We start from the raw sequence: 20,341 nt of genomic DNA on the forward strand, positions 1-20,341 counted from the left end.
CGTCTGTCCTGCGCGCCCGTCTGTCCGTCCGGCGCCTCCGGCGCGCGAAGCGGTCACGCGTTCTTCGGTTCCCTGTGCAGGAGCAGGCCGCGCAACAGGCCGTCCGTCATGCAGACCATGCCGCTGCGTGCGGCCCAGCGGAGCGCCAGGGAGTGTTCCTCGGCGGAGAAGTCGGCCACCGCGTCGGCGACGACGAACGGCTGGATGTCGTTCATGAAGGCGTCCGCGGCGGTCAGCAGGACACCGAGGTGTGCGTACACCCCGCAGATGATCAGCTGGTCGCGGCCGTTCGCGCGCAGCAGTCTGCCGAGATGGCTGCGCAGGAAGGCGTTGTGACGCACATTCGGCAGCAGATGCTCACCGGGGCGTGGAGTGAGGGGCGCGACGATCGCGGCGGCATCGGTCTCGTCCCCGATGCCCGGACCCCACATGTCGGCGACCAGCCCGCGCTGTCCCGGCTCCTGCCCGGCCGGCTCCGCGCTGAAGATGACCGGCATGCCCAGCGTCCCGGCGAGTTCCCGGAGCGCCGCGATGTTGTCGACGAGTTCCCGTACGGGTGAGCGCCCCGCCGGAAACGCTCCGACGAAGTGGCTCTGCATGTCGTGGACCAGCAGCGCGGCGCGCGCCGGATCGATCCTCCAGGAGACCTGCGACTGAGGAAGGGCGCCGCGCTCCGGCATGGGATAGGCGTCGATGGCGGGTAGGCGCATGGGTGACTCCCCTTCCCCGATGACGCACGCACCGCCGGGTCCGAACTGCCGAGTTTTTCTTAGCTTAGCCTAACCTAAATTCTTGCAATCATGGCGTGGTCCTCCTGCTCTCCCGGATTCCGCCGGGCAGGCCAACTGCCTTCCCGTGCAAGGGGATGCCGATGGGGGTGCGGCACCGACCCCCATGCAACCCGATGGCTATGACAAACCGCGAACGGCGGTGCGGCCCTGTGGACAACAGTTATCCACAGGGGTCGCGGAATTCCGCGGAACGCGGGACGGTCATGCCATGAACAAGCACCACGAATCCACCGGACCGGCCGACGAGCAGCAGATCACGCTGCGCGGTCCCGCCGAGCTCGCCGACGCCCTTCCGTACCTCATGGGATTCCATCCGAACGACAGCGTGGTCATGGTGGCCCTGCACGGCGGCCGCGGCCGCTTCGGCGGCAGGCTCAGGCTCGGCATTCCGCGGGCGCCGCAGGAATGGGCGCCCGTCGCGGGCCAATTGGCGGAGTCGCTGATCGTGGGGAGCGAGCGGCGCGGTTCCCGGCCCGACGCGATCGTCGTCTTCCTCTGCCAGGATCCGGCCGAGGGCGAGAGCGCCCACGAGACCATGGAGCGTCTGAGGCCCCTGGCCCAGTGCCTGCGCACCGCCTGCGGAGCCCTCGACGTCCCCGTTCTGGAAGCCCTCTGCATTTCCGACGGCCGCTACTGGTCCTACTGCTGCCCCGACGCCCGGTGCTGCCCCGCGCAGGGAAACCCCCTGGCGATGCCCGGCACCACGGTCATGGCGGCCGCGGCCGCGTACGCCGGAATCCAAGTGCGGGGATCACTGCGGGACATGGAGGAGCGGCTCTCGCCATGGCGGTCTCCGGCCGCCCCCGCGCAGTGCCACGCACTGGACACGGCGGGGGCTTCGCTGGTGTCCCGGATCCTGGACAAGGACGGGCGGGTCGAGGTGGCCGGGGAGACCCTGGAGCTCGCGCGGGTGCTCATGCGGCGTCTCCGGCAGGTGCCGCCGTCCGTGCCGTCGGCCGCCGACAGGAGCGACGATCAACTGATCAGCCACGACGAGGCGGCTGCCGTGATCCTCGGGCTTCAGGACCGGGAGACCCGGGACAAGGCGGCGGAGTGGATGGAAGGTCCCGAAGCGGACTCCGCGCTGAGGCTGTGGCGGGCGCTCTCCCGCCGCTGTGTCGGCCCGTACGTGGAACACGCCGCCGCTCCGCTCACCCTGGCGGGCTGGGTCTCCTGGTCGACCGGTGACGAACCGGGCGCGCGGGTCGCCCTGGGGCTGGCCCTCCGTGCCGACCCCGACTACACCTTCGCCCAACTGCTGCACCAGGCGTGCAACGAGGGCCTGGACCCGGAGACGCTGCGCCGCTGTCTGCGCGGCGAGGACGACTCCGTCGTGGGCGGCGGCGCCCCGGCCGGCGGTGCCCCGGGCGGAGACCTCCGGGACGGTGGAACCGCAGGAGGCGACACCGGTAGTGCTGACGGTCTGCCAGGGGACGCTCGAGGCGCCCTGCGCGAGTGCCGTACGCGGTCGCGCGCGCAGCGGACGCAACGGCTGCCCCGCCCGCCGCGGCGGACACCCGTGGCGAAGCGGAGGAAGGGGGCACCCGGTGCCATCCGTCCGGGTGGTGCCGCCGCTCGGCGCGGGCAGCGGGAACCCGGTCGGTACGGGCGGCGGGCGACCGGGAACAGCCGATGACCGCCGCGGCGACGGCGCATGGCCACCGGGCGCACCCGCCGGGCCCCGGTCCGGCCGGATCCGTTGGATCCGACGGATCGCGAGGATGCCGAATGGAGTGTTTATCGTCAGGCAGACGACTATGATCGCGGCATGCCGCCCTACGACCCGTCGACCTTCCCGCCCTTCGCTGTCACCGTCGACCTGGTCGTGCTCACGGTGCGCCGCCACGCGCTCTGCGCGCTGGTCGTACGCCGAGGGGAGCCGCCGTTCCAGGGCCGGTGGGCGCTGCCCGGCGGATTCGTCCGGGCCGATGAGGATCTCGGAGCGGCCGCGGCGCGTGAACTCGCCGAGGAGACCGGGCTCTGCGCACATGATCCGGCGCCTGAGGCGCCTCAAGCGGTGGGCAACGGCGCGCACCTTGAGCAGTTGGCGACCTACGGGGATCCGGCGCGTGACCCTCGGATGCGGGTCGTGAGCGTGGCACATCTCGCGCTCGCGCCGGACCTTCCCGCACCCCGTGCGGGCGGCGACGCCAACAGCGCGCGCTGGGCCCCGGTCGGGGATCTGCTCCGGCCGGACAGCGACCCGGGCCGGGACGGCGAACAGCCCGCGCCGCTGGCATTCGACCACGCGCGGATCCTCGCGGACGGGGTGGAGAGGGCCCGTTCCAAGATCGAGTATTCGTCGCTGGCCACGGCGTTCTGCCCGGCGGAGTTCACGGTCGGTGAGCTGCGCCGGGTGTACGAGGCGGTGTGGGGCGTGGTTCTCGACCCCCGGAACTTCCACCGCAAGGTCACCGGCACGCCCGGCTTCCTGGTGCCCTCCGGAGGCACCACCACGAGGCAGGGCGGCCGTCCCGCGCAGCTGTTCCGGGCCGGCGCCGCCACCGTGCTCAACCCCCCGATGCTGAGGCCCGAGGTCTGAGGCCCGAGGTCTGAGGCCCGAGGTCTGAGACCCGAAGTCTTGGGGCCTGAGCCCCGAGGTGTGAGGCGGCGCAGGTCCGGAAGCCTGCGCGCGAAGCCGCGCCCCGGCGCCGGGGCGCGCGGCCTGACCCCGTGGAACACCCGCCGGTCCACTGCTGCGCCAAAAGTCGCAATTGTCGCGTTATGTTGCTGTGGTACTCACCTGCCGCCGAGCGGTCTCACCTTCCGCGAGAAACGCGAGAGAAGCGATGCTCCAGGCCATCGGACTCACCAGCAAACCCCGCCGCGACGCCTTGCCCGCCGTGGGCGATCTGTCCTTCGAGGCCCGGCCCGGCCGCGTCACCGCGCTGCTCGGTGCTCCGGGCTCCGGGAAGACCACGGCACTGCGCCTGATGCTCGAACTCGACGCCGGGCGAGGCGTCACCTACTTCCGCGGGCGGCCGTTGCACCGTATCGCCCACCCGGCGCGCGAGGTGGGCGTCCTTCTCGGAGACGTTCCCGGTCACCCCGCCCGTACGGCCCGGGGTCAGCTCCGTATGCTCTGCGCGGCCGCGGGCGTACCCGCCGCCCGCGCCGACGAGGTGCTCGAAGTCGTCGGCCTCGCCGGACTGGGGGACCAGCGCATCGGCACCCTCTCGGTGGGCATGGACCGTCGCCTCGCTCTCGCGTCCGCGCTTCTGGGGGACCCGCACACACTGCTCCTCGACGAACCCGCCGAAGGCCTCTCGCCCCGGGAGAACAGTTGGCTGTACGGGCTGTTGCGTGCCCACGCCGCCCAGGGAGGAACGGTGCTGTGCGCCGTCGGTGATCCCAAGGAGGCGGCCCGTACCGCCGACCGTGTCGTCACCATCGACGGCGGGCGGCTCGTCGCGGACCAGGACGTCGCCGACTTCTCCCGCACCCGGCTGCGCCCACGCGTCGCCGTCCGGACTCCGCACGCGGCCCGGCTGGCCGCGGTCGTCGCCCGCGAGGCGCGTGCGGGGCGACGCTCCGTCGAGGTGGTGACCGAGGCGAGCAGCCGTCTGTCGGTGTACGGCAGCAGTTGTGCCGAGATCGGGGACACGGCGTTCAGGCACGGCGTCCCCGTTCATCAACTCGCCGACGAGACCGGCGACACCGGACCTGTCGTCACCGGTGACGCGGGGGCCGTGCCGCGGCGGGCCTCGTCCGTCGCCCGCTCCGAACCGCCGCCGCCGATCCCGGTGCGCCCCGCCCGGGGACCGCTGCGTCCGCTGCGCTACGAACTGCGCCGCCTGCTGGGCGTCAGGACAACGGCCATGATCACGGCCACCGTTCTGCTCGCGTCGGCCGGACTCGCCGTCCTGCTCGCCCGCGCCGACGGGACGCCGCTGCCGCACCTGCTGGCCGCGTGGCCCGCTCTGCTGCCGTTGCCTCCGGCCGCGCTCGGTGCCGGACTGATCGGGGCCCTCTCCTTCGGGGACGAGTTCCGCTACCCGGCGCTGGCCGCAGGCCGTGGGACGGTTCCCCGGCGCCTCGGACTGCTCCTCGCGAAGCTGGCCGTCACGGCCGGTACCGCCCTCCTGCTCGCGCTGCTCGTGGTGCTGTGCGACGCCCAGGCCATTCGCCTCGTGTACGGCGAGGAACTGATCAAGGTCCCGGCGAACCTCGCCCCGCTCGCGGCGAGTTGGGCGGGCCTCACCGTCGGCTGCGCCTGGGCCGGCCTGCTGGCCGCGGGGATCTTCAGGGTGGCGGGCGCCGGAGTCGCCGCGGTGCTGGCTGTTCCGGTGCTCATCGTGCCGCTCGTCCGGAAGGTGCTGGAGGGCCCGGCGGCACGGTCGGCCGCGGGGCTCCCGGGAAGGCTGCGGGAGCTGGCCTGGTGGCAACTGCCGCACGAGGCGGACAGATGGGTCCTGGCGGTCGTGCGGGTGGTGGCACAGCCCGTGGGGACGGCGCTCGCCCTGTCGCTGTCGGCCCTGATCTGCGCGTATCTGTTCACCAGCCTTCGAGGCAGGGCGCGTTGGTGACCGCGATGTCTCCGGCGGGCGGCTCAAACCCCGTAACTCCCTTGGAAACACCCTTCTTGTGGCATTATGTCGTCAATTGCGGGGCGGGTGCCGATCACCCTTTCGTGTGCTTTTCACCAAAGACCTCAAGAGGCGGGCGCGCCGCGCCGACAAAGGATGCGTGAGTACCCTTGCGCACACCATGATGACCGCCGCCCGCTCCGCCGACTCCGGCCTCGCCGGCTCGGGCGAACTCGACCGCTACCCCTACACGGAGGCGCCGGCCGGCGAGCGCGCCGCGATCCGCTCGTGGGGCGGACCCGATTCCGAGCTGGGGCGGGCGAGCCGACGCGGGGCTGCCAGCCGAGGACGTGGCCTCCACGGCCAACTCGTTCAGCAGCTGGGCCAGATGATCGTTTCCGGAGATCTCGGCGCCGATCGCCCGCTCGTTCCCGAGGAGATCGGTCAGCGTTTCGAGGTCTCCCGTACTGTCGTGCGTGAGTCCCTGCGCGTGCTGGAGGCCAAGGGCCTGGTCAGCGCGCGTCCCAATGTCGGTACGCGGGTGCGTCCGGTCAGTGACTGGAATCTGCTGGACCCCGACATCATCGAATGGAGGGCCTTCGGTCCCCAGCGTGACGACCAGCGTCGCGAGCTGGCCGAGCTCCGCTGGACGATCGAGCCGCTCGCGGCCCGGCTGGCGGCCGGGCATGGACGTGAGGACATCCAGCAGCGGCTCGGCGACATGGTCGAGATCATGGGCCACGCGCTGGGGCAGGGGGACGCGATCACGTTCTCCCGGGCGGATGCGGAATTCCACTCCCTGCTCATCCAGGCCGCGGGCAACCGGATGCTGGAGCACCTCTCCGGCATCGTCTCGGCGGCGCTGCATGTCTCCGGAGGACCCGTCACTGGCTGTGACCGCCCGGCCGAGGCGTCGCTCGCCCACCACGCCCGGATCGTCGAAGCCCTCGCCTCCGGCGATTCCGCGGCCGCCGAGACGGCCATGCGCCAACTGCTCGTCGTTCACCCCGAGGTGGAGCGGGTGGTTCCCGCGCCGCGCGAGCACTGACCGCAGCACGGCCGGGGTGCATGGACCCTGTGCCGCCGGACCCTCCGGTCCGGCGGCACAATTGTGGGGGGATGTCACCCCTGGCACTGTTCGTCGCAAATGAGGTGTGACTCGGGCCACGCGGATTGGGCGTAACACTCCTCGAAACAGTGCGATGACTTAAGAGGTGACCGCCGCAGAAGGAATACAGCAGCCATTCAGCGCGCTGTGCAGTTCTGAGGCCAAACCCGCGCCGTCGGCGACATCCCCAGTCGACGGTCGTCGGTTCCAGCCCTCTCCAGGGCCGGGCCGGAAGCCGTTTCCATCGTTCCGAGAGGTTGTTCGTGTCGGCCAGCACATCCCGTACGCTCCCGCCGGAGATCGCCGAGTCCGAGTCTGTGATGGCGCTCATCGAGCGGGGAAAGGCTGATGGGCAGATCGCCGGCGATGACGTGCGTCGGGCCTTCGAGGCTGACCAGATTCCGCCAACCCAGTGGAAGAATGTTCTGCGCAGCCTCAACCAGATCCTCGAGGAAGAGGGTGTGACGCTGATGGTCAGTGCCGCGGAGTCGCCGAAGCGCGCCCGCAAGAGCGTCGCAGCGAAGAGCCCGGTCAAGCGCACCGCCACCAAGACCGTCGCGGCCAAGACGACCGTGACGAGGACCGTCGCGGCCTCCGCCGCCCAGACGGCCGAGAGTGCGGACGCGGTGGCCGACGACGCCACAGCGGCCGCTCCCGCGAAGAAGACAGCAGCCAAGAAGACCGCTGCCAAGAAGACCGCCGCGAAGAAGACGGCGGCCAAGAAGACAGCGACGAAGAAGTCCGGCAAGCAGGACGACGAGCTCCTCGACGGTGACGAGGCGGCCGAGGAAGTCAAGGTCGGCAAGGGTGAGGAAGAGGAGGGCGAGGGCGAGAACAAGGGCTTCGTCCTCTCCGATGACGACGAGGACGACGCACCTGCCCAGCAGGTCGCCGTCGCCGGCGCCACGGCCGACCCGGTCAAGGACTACCTGAAGCAGATCGGCAAGGTTCCGCTCCTCAACGCCGAGCAGGAGGTCGAGCTCGCCAAGCGCATCGAGGCGGGTCTCTTCGCCGAGGACAAGCTGGCGAACTCGGACAAGCTCGCGCCGAAGCTCAAGCGCGAGCTGGAGATCATCGCCGAGGACGGGCGCCGCGCCAAGAACCACCTGCTGGAGGCCAACCTCCGGCTCGTGGTCTCGCTGGCCAAGCGCTACACCGGTCGCGGCATGCTCTTCCTGGACCTGATCCAGGAGGGCAACCTCGGCCTGATCCGTGCCGTCGAGAAGTTCGACTACACCAAGGGCTACAAGTTCTCCACGTACGCCACCTGGTGGATCCGTCAGGCGATCACCCGCGCCATGGCGGACCAGGCCCGCACCATCCGTATCCCGGTGCACATGGTCGAGGTCATCAACAAGCTCGCGCGCGTCCAGCGCCAGATGCTCCAGGACCTGGGCCGTGAGCCCACCCCGGAGGAGCTGGCCAAGGAGCTCGACATGACCCCCGAGAAGGTCATCGAGGTCCAGAAGTACGGTCGTGAGCCGATCTCCCTCCACACCCCGCTGGGTGAGGACGGTGACAGCGAGTTCGGTGACCTGATCGAGGACTCCGAGGCGGTCGTTCCGGCCGACGCGGTCAGCTTCACGCTCCTCCAGGAGCAGCTGCACTCGGTGCTCGACACCCTCTCGGAGCGTGAGGCCGGCGTGGTCTCGATGCGTTTCGGTCTGACCGACGGCCAGCCGAAGACGCTGGACGAGATCGGCAAGGTCTACGGCGTGACGCGTGAGCGCATCCGTCAGATCGAGTCGAAGACGATGTCGAAGCTTCGTCACCCCTCGCGTTCCCAGGTGCTGCGCGACTACCTCGACTAGGCCGCGGACGCACGGAGCCGGACACACAGGCCGAGGGCCCGGACCCCATGGGGGAGCCGGGCCCTCGGCCTGTGCGCGGATGCGGGCCCGGGAGCGTTGGACGACTCTGGGTGGACCTTGATCACCGCAGCGTCAGGAGACTTCATGTTCCGTACCGTCGTCCGTGCCCTGCCCGGGGTACTCGCCCTGACCGCCGTGACGGCCGTGGTGCCGCCCGGAACCCCCGCCTCGGCCGCCGTGGGCGGCATCATCATCGGCGGACAGCCCGCCTCCGTGGCGGACAGCCCCTGGGTCGTGGCCGTGTCGAGCCGTGACCGGTTCGGAGGAACGCGCGCAGGTCAGTTCTGCGGCGGGGTGGCGGTGGCTCCGACGAAGGTGCTGACGGCGGCCCACTGCCTGAGCGGTGAGGTGCTCGGCGGGGACGTGGCCGACGTGGACGATCTGCGGATCATCTCGGGCCGGGACCGGCTGCGCGACTCCAGCGGTCAGGAGATCGCCGTACGGGCGTCATGGGTCAATCCCGGATACGACCGGGACTCCAACGCGGGTGATCTCGCGGTGCTCACTCTGGCGGCCCCGTTGCCGGAGAGCAGCGTGATCAGGATGGCTCCGGAGAGTGACAACGCCTACGCGGCCGGTACCGGTGCCGTCGTCTACGGGTGGGGCGACAAGAGCGGCAGCGGTGCCTACGCGTCGGCTCTGCGCTCCGCCGAGGTCGAGCTTCTGCCGGACAGCACGTGCGAGCGTGCCTACCCGGGCGGCCCGGAGGGCACGTACGAGGCCTCAGCGATGGTCTGCGCGGGCGATCCGGAGGGCGGGCACGATGCCTGCCAGGGGGACAGCGGCGGGCCTCTGGTGGCCCGTGGGCGGCTTGTCGGCCTGGTCTCCTGGGGCAGCGGCTGCGGGCGCGCCGACAGCCCCGGGGTCTACACCCGGGTCTCCGCGGCCATGCGCTGGGCGGCCGGCCGGATCTGACCGGAAGCGGCGCGAAACGGCGAGAACGGGCGGTTCCCCCTCATCGGGGGAGCCGCCCGTCGGCCGGTCCGGGACCGGCCCCTGGCTCGTCGTGGATGCGAGGTGTCAGTGTTGTTCCTCTTCGGCGGCACTGGCCTGTACGGCGGTGAGCCGATCCGTCTCATCCTGTATTTCCGCGGCGATCTTCTTGAGTTCCGGCTCGAACTTGCGACCATGGTGGGCGCAGAAGAGCAGTTCACCGCCACTGATCAGGACGACGCGCAGATATGCCTGGGCGCCGCAACGGTCACAGCGGTCTGCTGCGGTCAGCGGGCTCGCGGGGGTCAGAACAGTAGTCACGTCGCCTCTTCTCTAGCTCGACGAGCTGTCGTACCAGGGTCAACATCCAACCAGGCCGAAAACGTTCCCGCTCGTGGCTTTTCTTCGAAACTTCTTCTCAGGATGGCTGACTGTTGCCGGTTGGCGGCGAATGTGCCGTATTGCGTAGCGCTACGGTTTCGCGTTGCTTGTCTTGGTCGGTCCGCCGGCTGGCTTGCCGGTTGTTCATGAGGACGTGCCCGGAGCCTAAATGGTTCATGCCTCGAAGGGAACGTGATGTGCACGTCACTCCAACGAATGATCGAACATTCATGCGAGCCTGGAAGCGGCTCGACTAGCATGAGGATTCCCCGAGGGTGGCGTTACAACCGCTCTACCAGGCCTCGGTAGGCTCTCAGCGGCAACCGAAGCCGAGCCCGTTACCCACTTGGGGCCCAAATGAAATTCAGCGAGGAGCGAACCGCGTGACCGCCGATACGTCCGTGCCGTCCACTGCGCTGCTGACCGGAGCAGGCGGCGTCGTAGACAGGGACAGCTCCAACTACACCGCGCGGCACCTTCTCGTACTCGAAGGGCTCGAGGCGGTCCGCAAGCGCCCCGGGATGTACATCGGGTCCACCGACAGCCGCGGTCTCATGCACTGCCTCTGGGAGATCATCGACAACTCCGTCGACGAGGCCCTCGGCGGCTACTGCGACAACATCGAGGTGATCCTCCACGACGACTCGTCCGTCGAGGTCCGCGACAACGGTCGTGGCATCCCGGTCGACGTGGAGCCCAAGACCGGTCTCTCCGGCATCGAAGTCGTCATGACCAAGCTGCACGCCGGCGGCAAGTTCGGCGGCGGCTCCTACGCCGCCTCGGGCGGCCTGCACGGTGTGGGCGCCTCCGTCGTCAACGCCCTCTCCGCCCGCCTGGACGTCGAGGTCGACCGCAACAGCGCGACCCACTCCATCAGCTTCCGGCGCGGGGTCCCCGGCATGTTCACCGAGCAGGGGCCGGACAGCCCGTTCGATCCGGCCAACGGCCTGCGCAAGGGGAAGCGGGTTCCGAAGACCCGTACCGGTACCCGGGTGAGGTACTGGGCCGACCGGCAGATCTTCCTCAAGGACGCCAAGCTCAACCTGGAGACCCTGTACCAGCGGGCCCGCCAGACGGCGTTCCTCGTCCCCGGCCTCACGATCGTCGTGCGCGACGAGCGGGGGATCGACGGCGAGGGCAAGACGGAGGAGACATTCCGCTTCGACGGCGGGATCAGTGAATTCTGCGAGTACCTGGCCCAGGACAAGGCCGTCTGCGACGTCCAGCGCCTGACCGGCACAGGTACGTTCAAGGAGACCGTCCCGGTCCTGGACGACCGCGGTCACATGACCCCGACCGAGGTCACCCGGGAACTGGGGGTGGACATCGCGCTGCGCTGGGGCACCGGCTACGACACCAACATCAAGTCCTTCGTCAACATCATCGCCACCCCCAAGGGCGGCACACATGTGACCGGATTCGAGCGCTCCCTCACCAAGACGGTCAACGAGGTGCTGCGCTCCGCCAAACTGCTGCGCGTGGCCGAGGACGACGTCGTCAAGGACGACGCGCTGGAGGGCCTCACCGCGGTCGTCACCGTACGGCTCGCGGAGCCGCAGTTCGAAGGGCAGACGAAGGAGGTGCTCGGCACCTCGGCGGCCAACCGGATCGTCGCCAATGTGGTGGCCAAGGAACTCAAGGCCTTCCTGACCTCGACCAAGCGGGACGCCAAGGCCCAGGCCAGGTCGGTGCTGGAGAAGGCGGTGGCAGCCGCCCGTACGCGCATCGCGGCCCGCCAGCACAAGGACGCGCAGCGCCGCAAGACCGCGCTGGAGTCCTCGTCACTGCCCGCCAAGCTCGCCGACTGCCGCAGCGACGACGTGGACCGCAGCGAGCTCTTCATCGTGGAGGGCGACTCGGCCCTCGGTACGGCCAAGCTGGCCCGGAACAGCGAATTCCAGGCTCTGCTGCCGATCCGGGGCAAGATTCTCAATGTCCAGAAGTCATCCGTCTCGGACATGCTCAAGAACGCCGAGTGCGGCGCCATCATCCAGGTCATAGGGGCAGGGTCCGGACGGACCTTCGACATCGACTCCGCCCGCTACGGCAAGATCGTTCTGCTGGTGGACGCCGATGTCGACGGTGCCCACATCCGGTGTCTGCTGCTGACCCTGTTCCAGCGGTACATGCGGCCGATGGTCGAGGCGGGACGGGTCTTCGCCGCGGTGCCCCCACTGCACCGGATCGAACTCGTCCAGCCCAAGAAGGGGCAGGACAAGTACATCTACACCTACTCCGACGGCGAGCTGCGCCAGACACTGCTGGAGCTCCAGCGCAAGAACGTCCGGTTCAAGGATTCGATCCAGCGCTACAAGGGCCTCGGCGAGATGGACGCCGACCAGCTGGCGGAGACCACGATGGATCCCCGTCACCGCACGCTGCGCCGGATCAACATCGGGGACCTCGAGTCCTCCGAGCACGTCTTCGACCTGCTGATGGGCAACGAGGTCGCCCCCCGCAAGGAGTTCATCACCAGCTCGGCGGCGACCCTGGACCGCTCGCGCATCGACGCCTGAGGGTTCTCCATCCGTGGGCGGAGAGCGATTCTCCACCCACGGTCAACCCCCGGGCATCGAGGACAGGGGCCGGGGGCGGTCCGATACGCGCCGCCCCGGCCCCTGTGCCGGGTCCTTCCGGTTCAGTTCTTGAGGCTGGTCAGGTAGGTGTCGGTCACCCGCATCGCTTCCTCAGTGGCGCCCCGGCGGTAGAGCCAGTGGCCCACGACGTCCATGGTGAACAGCGAAGCCTTTGGGAAGGAGGCCGCCATACGGCGCGCGCCCGCCAGGGGAGTCGCCATGTCGTGGGTGGCGTTGACCACGAGGACCGGCGGGAGGCCGCCCTCCGCCCGGGCGGGCCGGGGCTTCGGCGGCATGGTCCAGCCCTGGCATGCGAGGACGAAGTCCAGGGCCTGGGCGTTGTAGCCGACGTGCGGGGCGGCCTTCGCGACCCGCTCGCGGATGGCCCGGTACTGGGCGTAGTCGCGGATCCGGAAGTCGTTGTCCCGGCACAGCACGAGCCGTGTGGCGATGTCGTGGCTGCCGCCGTCCAGCCAGCGGACCTCTCCCTTGCCGGTGTGCAGGGCGGCCAGCTGATCCGCCGTCTCCTTCGGCATCCACACACTGAGCTGATCGGTGAGGAAGCCGGACAGCCGGTCGGCATCGACCTTGGTCCGCGTCGGCCCGTCAGGGCCCGGATCGTAGAGCGTGCCCGCGGTGGCGCGGGCGAACAACTGGTCGGTCACGGCCGCCAGGTCCTGGCCCTTCAGCGCGCAGGAAGCGTCCTTCTCGCACCAGTCCGCGACCCGCTTCAGGGTGTTGCTTACGGAGACGCTGCCGTCGGTGATGTAGCGCTCGGCACTCGGCCGGTCCGGGTCCGTCGCGCTGTCGAGAGCCAGCGCGCGGAGGTTCCCCGGGAACAGGCGCGCGTAGTACTCGCCGATGGACGTGCCGTAGGAGTGCCCAAGGAAGCTGATCCGGCGTTCGCCGAGGGCCGCCCGGATCGCGTCCACGTCGCGGGCCACGCTCTCGGTATCCATATGGGCGGCGAGCGGTCCCGTCCCCCTGAGACAACTGGCCGCGAGCCTGCCGTTGAGCGTGCGCAGCCGCTCGAACTCGGCCGCGTTGCGGGGACGGTCCGGGATCGAGTCGAGAATCGTCTCGTCGCAGCCGGCGCCCCGGCTGCGGCCGATGCCGCGCGGGTCGAAGCCGATCATGTCGAAGCGCTGGAGCATGGCGGGGGAGTAGCCCCCGATGGGGTCGTCCGCGTACATCGCGTCATCGGCTCCGGGCGCCCCGGGACCACCGGGGTTCGACATCAGGACACCGATCCGGCGCGCGGGGTCGGTGGCCGGGTACCGGGCGACAAAGATCCCGGTCTTCGGGCCCTTCGGCTTCGACCAGTCGACCGGTACCTCGACCGTCGCGCACTGTGCCTCGGGGCTGGGGTCGGGGTAGGGCGGATCGCCCTTGGGGCAGGCGCCCCAACTGATCGCGGGGGCCTCGGTGGTGGCGCCCGTGGACGGCTTCTGGACGGCCGCCGCGCCGGGGACGGCGAGAGCCGCGGAGGCCGACATGGCCAGGAATACGGAGAGAGCCCGCCGCTTCGTGTGCGGGTTCATGTTCACGCGCATGCTCGTGTTCATGCGGGTCACTGTTCCGGCCCCGCATGATGGCACTTCTACGGGCACATGGTGGGAACGTAACAACGGGGCTCCCGACGAACCCTCAAGTCCTCCCGGACCGGGCGTGGTTCGGGCCCGACCGACTGCCGGCCCCTTGCGTGCCACGAGCCGGGCCCCTTGCGTGCCAGAAGGCCGGGCCCGCGCCCCCCGGCCTTCCTGCTCCGCTCAGCCCGTGGCCCAGGCGTAGCGGTGTTCCGGGCGGCCGGTCTCGCCGTAACGCAGGGTCAGGCGGACCCGTCCGGTGCGCTCCAGCAGCTTCAGATAGCGCTGGGCGGTCTGCCGGCTCATCCCGGCGCTGTCCGCGATCTCCTGGGCGGAGAGCGGACCGCCGGCGGTACGCAGTGCCTGCCGGACCAGTTCCGCCGTGGTCGGTGAGTGCCCCTTGGGGAGATCGGGTTCGCCCGCCGCCCACAGCGCGCCGAAGAGCCGGTCCACTTCGGCCTGTTCTGCCTCGCCGCCCTCGTCGAGGGCGTGGCGCAGTGCCGCGTACGCCTCCAGCTTGATCCGCAGACCGGCGTAGGTGAACGGTTTGACCAGGTACTGGAGGGCGCCGTGCCGCATCGCCGCCTGAACCGTGGCGACATCGCGTGCCGCGGTCACCATGATCACGTCGACATGGCGGCCGAGCGCACGCAGTTCCCGTACCACCGCGAGGCCGTTCCGGTCGGGGAGGTAGTGGTCGAGGAGGATCAGGTCCACGGGGACCTCCTCGACCCCGGCGAGTGCCTCGGCCGCCGAGTGGGCCCGCGCGGCCACCCGGAAGCCGGGCACCTTGGCGACGTAGGCCGCGTTGATCTGCGCGACCCGGACATCGTCGTCCACGACCAGGACCTGGATCAAGGGTTCTCTCCTGCCGTCGCCGGTTGTACGGGGGCCGGGCCGCGGACCGGGTCCGGTTCGCCCAGGGCCTCCGGCAGTACGACCGTGAACACCGCGCCGCCCTCCGCGGACTCGCCGACAGCCACGCTGCCGCCCTGGCGCTCGGCCAGCCGGCGCACGAGCGCGAGCCCCAGACCGCGTCTGCCGTGTGCCGGGAGCTCCTTCGTCGACCAGCCTTCCGTGAAGATCGACTCGTACCGGGCGGGCGGCACCCCGGGGCCGCTGTCGTGGACCCGCAGGACCACCGTACGGCCCTCGGTCCGCAGGCCCACCTCGACCCGTGCCCCGGCGGACCCGGCCGCCGCGTCCAGGGCGTTGTCGACAAGGTTGCCGACCATCGTGACCAGGCCGCGCGGATCCACCACCCGGTCCGGCAGCAGCGAGCCGGGCGCCATGCGCAACGAGACGCCGCGCTCGGCGGCGACCGTGGCCTTGCCGACCAGCAGAGCGGCCAGCAGAGGGTCGTGCACCTTCTCGGTGACCTGCTCGGCCGTCGCCCGGTGCACCCCGACGACCTCCGTGACGAACTCCACGGCGTCCTGATGCATCTCCAGTTCCAGGAGCCCGAGAAGGGTGTGCAGGCGGTTCGCGTGCTCGTGGTCCTGGGCGCGCAGCGCGTCGATCAGGCCACGGGTGGAGTCGAGCTCGCGGCCGAGGTGTTCGAGCTCGGTGCGGTCGCGCAGGGTCACCACGGCACCCCCGTCGTCGGTGGGCATCCGGTTGGCGAGCAGCACCCGGCTGCCCCGTACGGTCAGCAGGTCGTCACCGACCACCCGGCCGGCCAGCACATCCGTGGTCCGGCCATCGCCCAGAGCCTCGTCGAGAGGGTGTCCGGCTGCGTCCGGACCCAGGCCCAGCAGGCGCTGCGCCTCGTCGTTCAGCAGCCGGATGCGCCCCGTCCGGTCGAGCGCGACGACTCCTTCGCGGATGCTGTGCAGCATCGCCTCGCGTTCCGTCAGGAGCGCGGAGATATCGGAGAACGCCAGGTCATGGGTCTGCCGCTGAAGGCGGCGGGAGATCAGATAGGCGGCCAGCGCGCCGACCGCCAGCGCCCCGCCGGCGTAGGCGAGCAGCCCGGGGATCGCCGCGAGCAGCCGGGCGCGGACGCTGTCGTACGCGATGCCGACCGAGACCGCGCCGACGACCCGGCCGGAGGCGTCGCGCAGCGGCACCTTGCCACGGGCCGAGCGGCCGAGCGTCCCGCTGTCGATCTCCATGACCTGCCGGCCCGCGAGTGCCTCGCCGGGGTCGGTGGAGACGACCTTGCCGATCCGGTGGACCTCGGTGTGCGACCAGCGCACCCCCCGGCCGTTCATGATCACGACGTACTCGGCGCCGGTCGCCCGCCGGATCCGTTCGGCGGCTGCCTGCACGGAGCCGTTCGGGGAGGGCTCCGTGGTGAGGAGCCCCGTGGTGATCCGGGGCTGGGCCGCCGTGCTCTGGGCGATGGCGAGGGCCCGGTGCATCGCCTGGTCGTCGAGCTGGGCGCTGAGCGGAGCCAGGAACAGGCCGGTGACCAGCACCGTGACGCCGGTGATGATGGTCAACTGCATCAGCAGCACCTGGGAGAAGACCCGCTGGGGCCAGCCGAACCGGCGCGGGCCCCGGGCGGTGGTCGTCGGGATGCTCATCGTACGAACGGTAGAGGGGGTTCCGGCCCTTCCGGAAATCCCGGCGGACGGCCGGCGGAGCGGATCCCCCGCCGGGGTTTCCCTACACCTGCGCAGGACCGGGCGACCGCACCGGCTCGGGCAGCGGCTGAGGCGGGAGGGGACCTCGGTACTGCCCGATGGGCCGCATCCGCAGCGGCCGCTCCGCGTACTCCTCCAGCGCGTGCGCGATCCAGCCCGCCGTCCGGGAGACCGCGAACACCGTCTCGCCCGCCTCCGCGGGCATGCCGGCGGCGACCGTGAGGACGGCCAGGGCCAGGTCGATATTGGCGTGCAGGCGGGTATGGCGGGCCGTCGTGCTCACCACATCGCGGGCGGCCGCCAGCACGCCGGCAGCCCGCGGCACCTCCTCCAGCAGGGCGAACAGCGTGCGGGCGCGGGGGTCCTCGCCCGTGTACAGCCGGTGCCCCAGGCCCGGCACCCGGCGGCCGGCCCGCAGATGGTCGGCGACGACGGGGGCCGCGCTGCCCCGGGCCACGACGTCGGTCAGCATCTGGTGGGCCAAGCCGCTCGCGGCGCCGTGCAGCGGCCCCTCCAGCACGCCCAGACCGGCCGAGACCACGGCGTACGGATGGGCGTGGGCGGACGCGGCGACCCGGGCGGCCAGGGTCGACGCGGCCAGATCGTGATCGATCAGCAGGGTCAGGGCGGTGTCGAGTACGGCGAGCGACGCCTCGTCGGCGGGCTGGGCGGTGAGCCTGGGCCACAGCTGCCGGGCGAGCGAAGCGGTGCCGTCAGCCGCGGGCCCGGTGCCGCCCGCACCGCGTGAGACATCGCCTTCGGCGTCGACACGCCCGGTGCCGGCCGGGGCCGCCCCCACTGCGGGACGGCCCCCGGTTCCCGCCACCGGCAGCGCGCCCACCAGGGTGGGAATCAGGCTGCGGGCACTGCTGAGCACCGCCTGTGGCGAGAGGTCGAACCGCAGCGGATCGGCGGCGGCCGCCGCGATCACCGCCACCCGCAGCCGGTCCGTCGAGCCGCTGTGCGAGGGCAGGGCGTCGACCGCCCGGCGCGCCGCCGCGAGAGCCGGGCCGGGGGCGGTGAAGCGGACCCCCGGCCGGAGCTCGCCGGTCCACAGCCACTCGGCGACCTCCTCGTAGCCGTACCGCCGGGCGAGCCCGGTCGCGTCGACGCCGCGGAAGTAGTACCGGTCCCGCTCGATGAGGGTGATGCCGGTACGGAAGACGAGGTCGCCGTCGGCCGGTGCGGGCTCGCGGCGCCCCGTACGCCGGATCAGCGCCTCGACCTCGGCGGCGTCGAACGTGCTGCCGCGCCCCCCGGGGACGCGTCGGCTGCTCAGCTGACCCCTGCTGACGTACGCGTAGACCGTCTCGGGCTTCACCCCCAGCAGCTCGGCCGTCTCCCGTGTGGTGAGCCGCCGGTCACCGCCCGCCCTCTCCATGCCGGAGCCGGAAGAGCCGTGACCGTGATCGTTTCCGGGGGCCTGCGCTGCTTGATCCGTCATGGCGCCCACCGTATCCATGCGTCGATGTATCCATGCATCGATCAAGTCCACCACGCTTTACGTATTGATTCAATCAATATTGACAGAGTTTGAGTCAAGCATGGACAGTCGAATCAATATTCAAAGCCACGGAGGAGTGACCCAGAGATGACGGCCATGACCCGGAGCACCGCTCCGCTCGACGTACCCCGTGGCCTCGCGGGCGTCGTCGTCACCGACACCGCCCTCGGAGATGTCCGAGGCCGCGAAGGCTTCTACCACTACCGGCAGTACTCGGCGATCGAGCTGGCGCAGACCCGCAGCTTCGAGGACGTCTGGTACCTGATGTTCCACGGGGAGCTGCCCGACCGGGCCGCCGGCGCGGACTTCGCCGCGCGCACGGCGGCCCTGCGCCGGCTGCCCACCGAGGTGCGCGAGGCACTGCCCGCCATCGCCCGCGCGGGCGCCGTCTCGGGCCCGCTCGCCGGACTGCGCACCGCACTCTCGCTGCTCGGGGCCTCGGCGGGATTCCGCCCGGTGTACGACATCGGGGCGGGCCGCCGCCGCGACGACGCGCTGGCCGCCTGCGCGGCCGTACCGACCGTGCTCACCGCGCTGTACCGGCTCGGCCGGGGCCTCGAACCCGTGGAGCCGCGCGAGGACCTGCCGTACGCCGCGAACTACCTGTACATGCTGACCGGCTCGGAACCGGCCGACGCGAACGTCAGGGCCGTCGAGCAGTACCTCATCTCCACCGTCGACCACGGGTTCAACGCCTCGACCTTCACCGGCCGGGTCGTCGCCTCCACCGGCGCCGACGTGGCCGCCTGCCTGGTCGCCGCCATCGGCGCGCTCTCCGGACCACTGCACGGCGGAGCGCCCAGCCGGGCCCTGGACACCCTGGACGCGATCGGCACCCCGGACCGTATCGACGGCTGGATCCGTGAGCAGGTGCTCTCGGGGGCGCGCATCATGGGTTTCGGGCACCCCGTCTACCGCACCGAGGACCCGCGCTCGCACATGCTGCGGGGCATCGCCCAGAGCTTCGGCGGTCCGCTCGTCGACTTCGCCGTCGAGGTGGAACGCCAGGTGGAGGCCATCCTCGCCGAGCTCAAGCCCGGACGTGAGCTGCACACCAACGTGGAGTTCTACGCGGGAGTCGTCATGGAGCTGTGCGGGCTGCCTCGCGAGATGTTCACCCCCACCTTCTGCGCGGCGCGTGTGGTCGGCTGGAGCGCCAATATCCTGGAGCAGGCGGAGGACTCGAAGATCATCCGCCCGGCGGCCCGCTATGTCGGCACGCCCCCGCCGCAGCCGGTCCCGGCACCCTGACGACATTCCGAGGAAGGCCCCCGTTGACCCCGACCCGCAGCCCGCAGATTCCGGTCGTCGTCCTGGCGGGTTTCCTGGGATCCGGCAAGACGACGCTGCTCAACCATCTGCTCCGCAACCGCGCGGGGAACCGGATCGGCGTGATCGTCAACGATTTCGGGGCCATCGAGATCGACGCCATGACCGTCGCGGGCCAGGTCGGCTCGACGGTCTCGCTCGGCAACGGCTGCCTGTGCTGCGCCGTCGACGCGAGCGAACTCGACACTTTCCTGGAGACGCTGACCCGGCCCTCCGCCCGCCTCGATGTGATCGTCATCGAGGCGAGCGGCCTCGCCGAACCCCAGGAGCTCGTACGGATGCTGCTGGCCAGCGACAACCCGCACATCCGGTACGGGGGACTGGTCGAGGTCGTCGACGCCGCCGAGTTCGAGCGGACCAGGGAGCGCCATCCCGAGATCGACCGCCATCTCGCCGTCGCCGATCTCGTGGTGCTGAACAAGACCGACCGGGTGGACGAGGCGGAGCACGCCCGGCTGCGCGGAAGCGTCGCGGAACTCGGCAGCCGGGCCGCCGTCATCTCCGCCGTGCACGGCCGCATCGATCCCGAACTGCTCTTCGACCCCGTGCTGAGGCCGGACCACGAGGACGAGGCCCGCCAGCTCACCTTCGAGGACCTGTTCCTGGACGAGTGCCAGGAGGGGGAAGGCGGGCACGCGGGCCATATGCACGCGGCGTACGAGAGCGTCGCCTTCACCTCCCGGGAGCCGATGGACCCCCGCCGGTTCCTGGAGTTCCTCGACTCCAGGCCCGAGGGCCTGTACCGGATCAAGGGGTTCGCCGACTTCGGTGCGGGGGACCGGGCCAACAAGTACGCCCTGCACGCGGTGGGCAGGTTTCTGCGCTTCGTCCCCCAGCCCTGGTCGCGGGGGGAGCAGCGGCTCACGCAGCTGGTCCTGATCGGTTCGGGCATCGACGCCGGGGCGCTGTACGAGGAACTCGCGGACTGCCGGACGCGAACGCCCGACGGCACGGGGAAGCCCCTCCCGGACACATCACCGGACGCCGCACGGAACGCGCCGCACGGCACCCCGCCCGAAGACGCCCCGCACAACGACGCCCCGCACGACGAGGACCGGCCTCACGAGGACCGCGAGCAGCACGAGCGCAGCATGTGGGGCGTCCTGAGATACGTACAGCGGCCGGCCGGGGCGCCGTGAGCGCCGTCC

The 20,341-nt window shown here is 70.8% G+C and carries 15 protein-coding genes; 9 read left to right on the top strand and 6 right to left on the bottom strand.

Annotated elements, in window-relative coordinates:
• Window positions 1–53: 53 nt before the first annotated feature.
• The gene (locus OHA98_RS10740; protein WP_266924639.1) at window positions 54–710 is read right to left on the bottom strand and encodes an isochorismatase family protein; all 657 of its coding nucleotides are present in this window, start codon (window positions 708–710) and stop codon (window positions 54–56) included.
• 289 nt (window positions 711–999) lie between these two features.
• Here OHA98_RS10740 and OHA98_RS10745 point away from each other — a divergent pair, with 289 nt between their 5' ends.
• From OHA98_RS10745 to OHA98_RS10770, 6 genes are all read left to right on the top strand, one after another.
• A complete protein-coding gene (locus OHA98_RS10745; RefSeq protein WP_266924641.1) occupies window positions 1,000–2,427 on the top strand; it encodes a DUF4192 domain-containing protein in 1,428 nt (475 codons plus the stop codon).
• A 132-nt stretch (window positions 2,428–2,559) separates the two neighbouring features.
• Window positions 2,560–3,333 carry an NUDIX domain-containing protein gene (locus OHA98_RS10750; RefSeq protein ID WP_266924643.1) on the top strand — a complete coding sequence of 258 codons (774 nt, stop codon included), beginning with the start codon at window positions 2,560–2,562 and terminating at the stop codon, window positions 3,331–3,333.
• Window positions 3,334–3,580: 247 nt separating this feature from the next.
• On the top strand, window positions 3,581–5,317 hold the full coding sequence (locus OHA98_RS10755; RefSeq protein WP_266924645.1) for an ATP-binding cassette domain-containing protein: 1,737 nt from the start codon (window positions 3,581–3,583) through the stop codon (window positions 5,315–5,317).
• Between the two features lie 160 nt (window positions 5,318–5,477).
• Window positions 5,478–6,365 (top strand): FadR/GntR family transcriptional regulator, encoded by an 888-nt coding sequence (locus tag OHA98_RS10760; protein WP_266924647.1) that lies wholly within the window; start codon window positions 5,478–5,480, stop codon window positions 6,363–6,365.
• 323 nt (window positions 6,366–6,688) lie between these two features.
• Window positions 6,689–8,236: an RNA polymerase sigma factor gene (locus OHA98_RS10765; protein WP_266924649.1), complete on the top strand. Its 1,548-nt coding sequence runs from the start codon at window positions 6,689–6,691 to the stop codon at window positions 8,234–8,236.
• A 144-nt stretch (window positions 8,237–8,380) separates the two neighbouring features.
• Entirely contained in the window at window positions 8,381–9,211 is an 831-nt protein-coding gene (locus OHA98_RS10770) for a serine protease (protein ID WP_266924650.1), read from the top strand.
• Window positions 9,212–9,316: 105 nt separating this feature from the next.
• Here the strand turns inward: OHA98_RS10770 and OHA98_RS10775 are convergent, their stop codons facing one another.
• Window positions 9,317–9,550 carry a hypothetical protein gene (locus OHA98_RS10775; protein WP_073721947.1) on the bottom strand — a complete coding sequence of 78 codons (234 nt, stop codon included), beginning with the start codon at window positions 9,548–9,550 and terminating at the stop codon, window positions 9,317–9,319.
• Window positions 9,551–9,993: 443 nt separating this feature from the next.
• Between OHA98_RS10775 and OHA98_RS10780 the strand changes: the two genes are divergently transcribed.
• A complete protein-coding gene (locus OHA98_RS10780) occupies window positions 9,994–12,126 on the top strand; it encodes a type IIA DNA topoisomerase subunit B (RefSeq protein ID WP_266924651.1) in 2,133 nt (710 codons plus the stop codon).
• 122 nt (window positions 12,127–12,248) lie between these two features.
• On the opposite strand, the gene OHA98_RS10785 is transcribed toward OHA98_RS10780, so the two are convergent.
• The 4 genes from OHA98_RS10785 to OHA98_RS10800 all read right to left on the bottom strand — a co-directional run bounded on the left by OHA98_RS10785 (window position 12,249) and on the right by OHA98_RS10800 (window position 17,741).
• Window positions 12,249–13,751 carry an alpha/beta hydrolase gene (locus OHA98_RS10785; protein ID WP_266924653.1) on the bottom strand — a complete coding sequence of 501 codons (1,503 nt, stop codon included), beginning with the start codon at window positions 13,749–13,751 and terminating at the stop codon, window positions 12,249–12,251.
• A 204-nt stretch (window positions 13,752–13,955) separates the two neighbouring features.
• A complete protein-coding gene (locus OHA98_RS10790) occupies window positions 13,956–14,630 on the bottom strand; it encodes a response regulator (protein ID WP_266924655.1) in 675 nt (224 codons plus the stop codon).
• Window positions 14,627–16,300, bottom strand: a complete 1,674-nt coding sequence (locus OHA98_RS10795) for a sensor histidine kinase (RefSeq protein ID WP_266924657.1) — start codon at window positions 16,298–16,300, stop codon at window positions 14,627–14,629. The genes OHA98_RS10790 and OHA98_RS10795 overlap by 4 nt, the downstream gene beginning before the upstream one ends.
• Before the next feature lie 82 nt (window positions 16,301–16,382).
• Window positions 16,383–17,741, bottom strand: a complete 1,359-nt coding sequence (locus OHA98_RS10800; protein WP_266927849.1) for a citrate synthase — start codon at window positions 17,739–17,741, stop codon at window positions 16,383–16,385.
• A gap of 210 nt (window positions 17,742–17,951) precedes the next feature.
• Between OHA98_RS10800 and OHA98_RS10805 the strand changes: the two genes are divergently transcribed.
• Window positions 17,952–19,115, top strand: coding sequence for a citrate synthase/methylcitrate synthase (locus OHA98_RS10805; RefSeq protein WP_266924659.1), 1,164 nt, complete (start codon window positions 17,952–17,954; stop codon window positions 19,113–19,115).
• Between the two features lie 23 nt (window positions 19,116–19,138).
• Window positions 19,139–20,332, top strand: coding sequence for a GTP-binding protein (locus OHA98_RS10810; RefSeq protein WP_266924661.1), 1,194 nt, complete (start codon window positions 19,139–19,141; stop codon window positions 20,330–20,332).
• Window positions 20,333–20,341 lie beyond the last annotated feature (9 nt).

It is taken from the genome of Streptomyces sp. NBC_00654 (genome assembly GCF_026341775.1).
Classification (GTDB): domain Bacteria; phylum Actinomycetota; class Actinomycetes; order Streptomycetales; family Streptomycetaceae; genus Streptomyces.

Coding starts and splice junctions, on each gene's coding strand:
- OHA98_RS10740 (WP_266924639.1), bottom strand. CDS start 710: ATGCGCCTACCCGCCATCGACGCCTATCCCATGCCGGAGCGCGGCGCC.
- OHA98_RS10745 (WP_266924641.1), top strand. CDS start 1,000: ATGAACAAGCACCACGAATCCACCGGACCGGCCGACGAGCAGCAGATC.
- OHA98_RS10750 (WP_266924643.1), top strand. CDS start 2,560: ATGCCGCCCTACGACCCGTCGACCTTCCCGCCCTTCGCTGTCACCGTC.
- OHA98_RS10755 (WP_266924645.1), top strand. CDS start 3,581: ATGCTCCAGGCCATCGGACTCACCAGCAAACCCCGCCGCGACGCCTTG.
- OHA98_RS10770 (WP_266924650.1), top strand. CDS start 8,381: ATGTTCCGTACCGTCGTCCGTGCCCTGCCCGGGGTACTCGCCCTGACC.
- OHA98_RS10785 (WP_266924653.1), bottom strand. CDS start 13,751: ATGAACACGAGCATGCGCGTGAACATGAACCCGCACACGAAGCGGCGG.
- OHA98_RS10795 (WP_266924657.1), bottom strand. CDS start 16,300: ATGAGCATCCCGACGACCACCGCCCGGGGCCCGCGCCGGTTCGGCTGG.
- OHA98_RS10800 (WP_266927849.1), bottom strand. CDS start 17,741: ATGGAGAGGGCGGGCGGTGACCGGCGGCTCACCACACGGGAGACGGCC.
- OHA98_RS10805 (WP_266924659.1), top strand. CDS start 17,952: ATGACGGCCATGACCCGGAGCACCGCTCCGCTCGACGTACCCCGTGGC.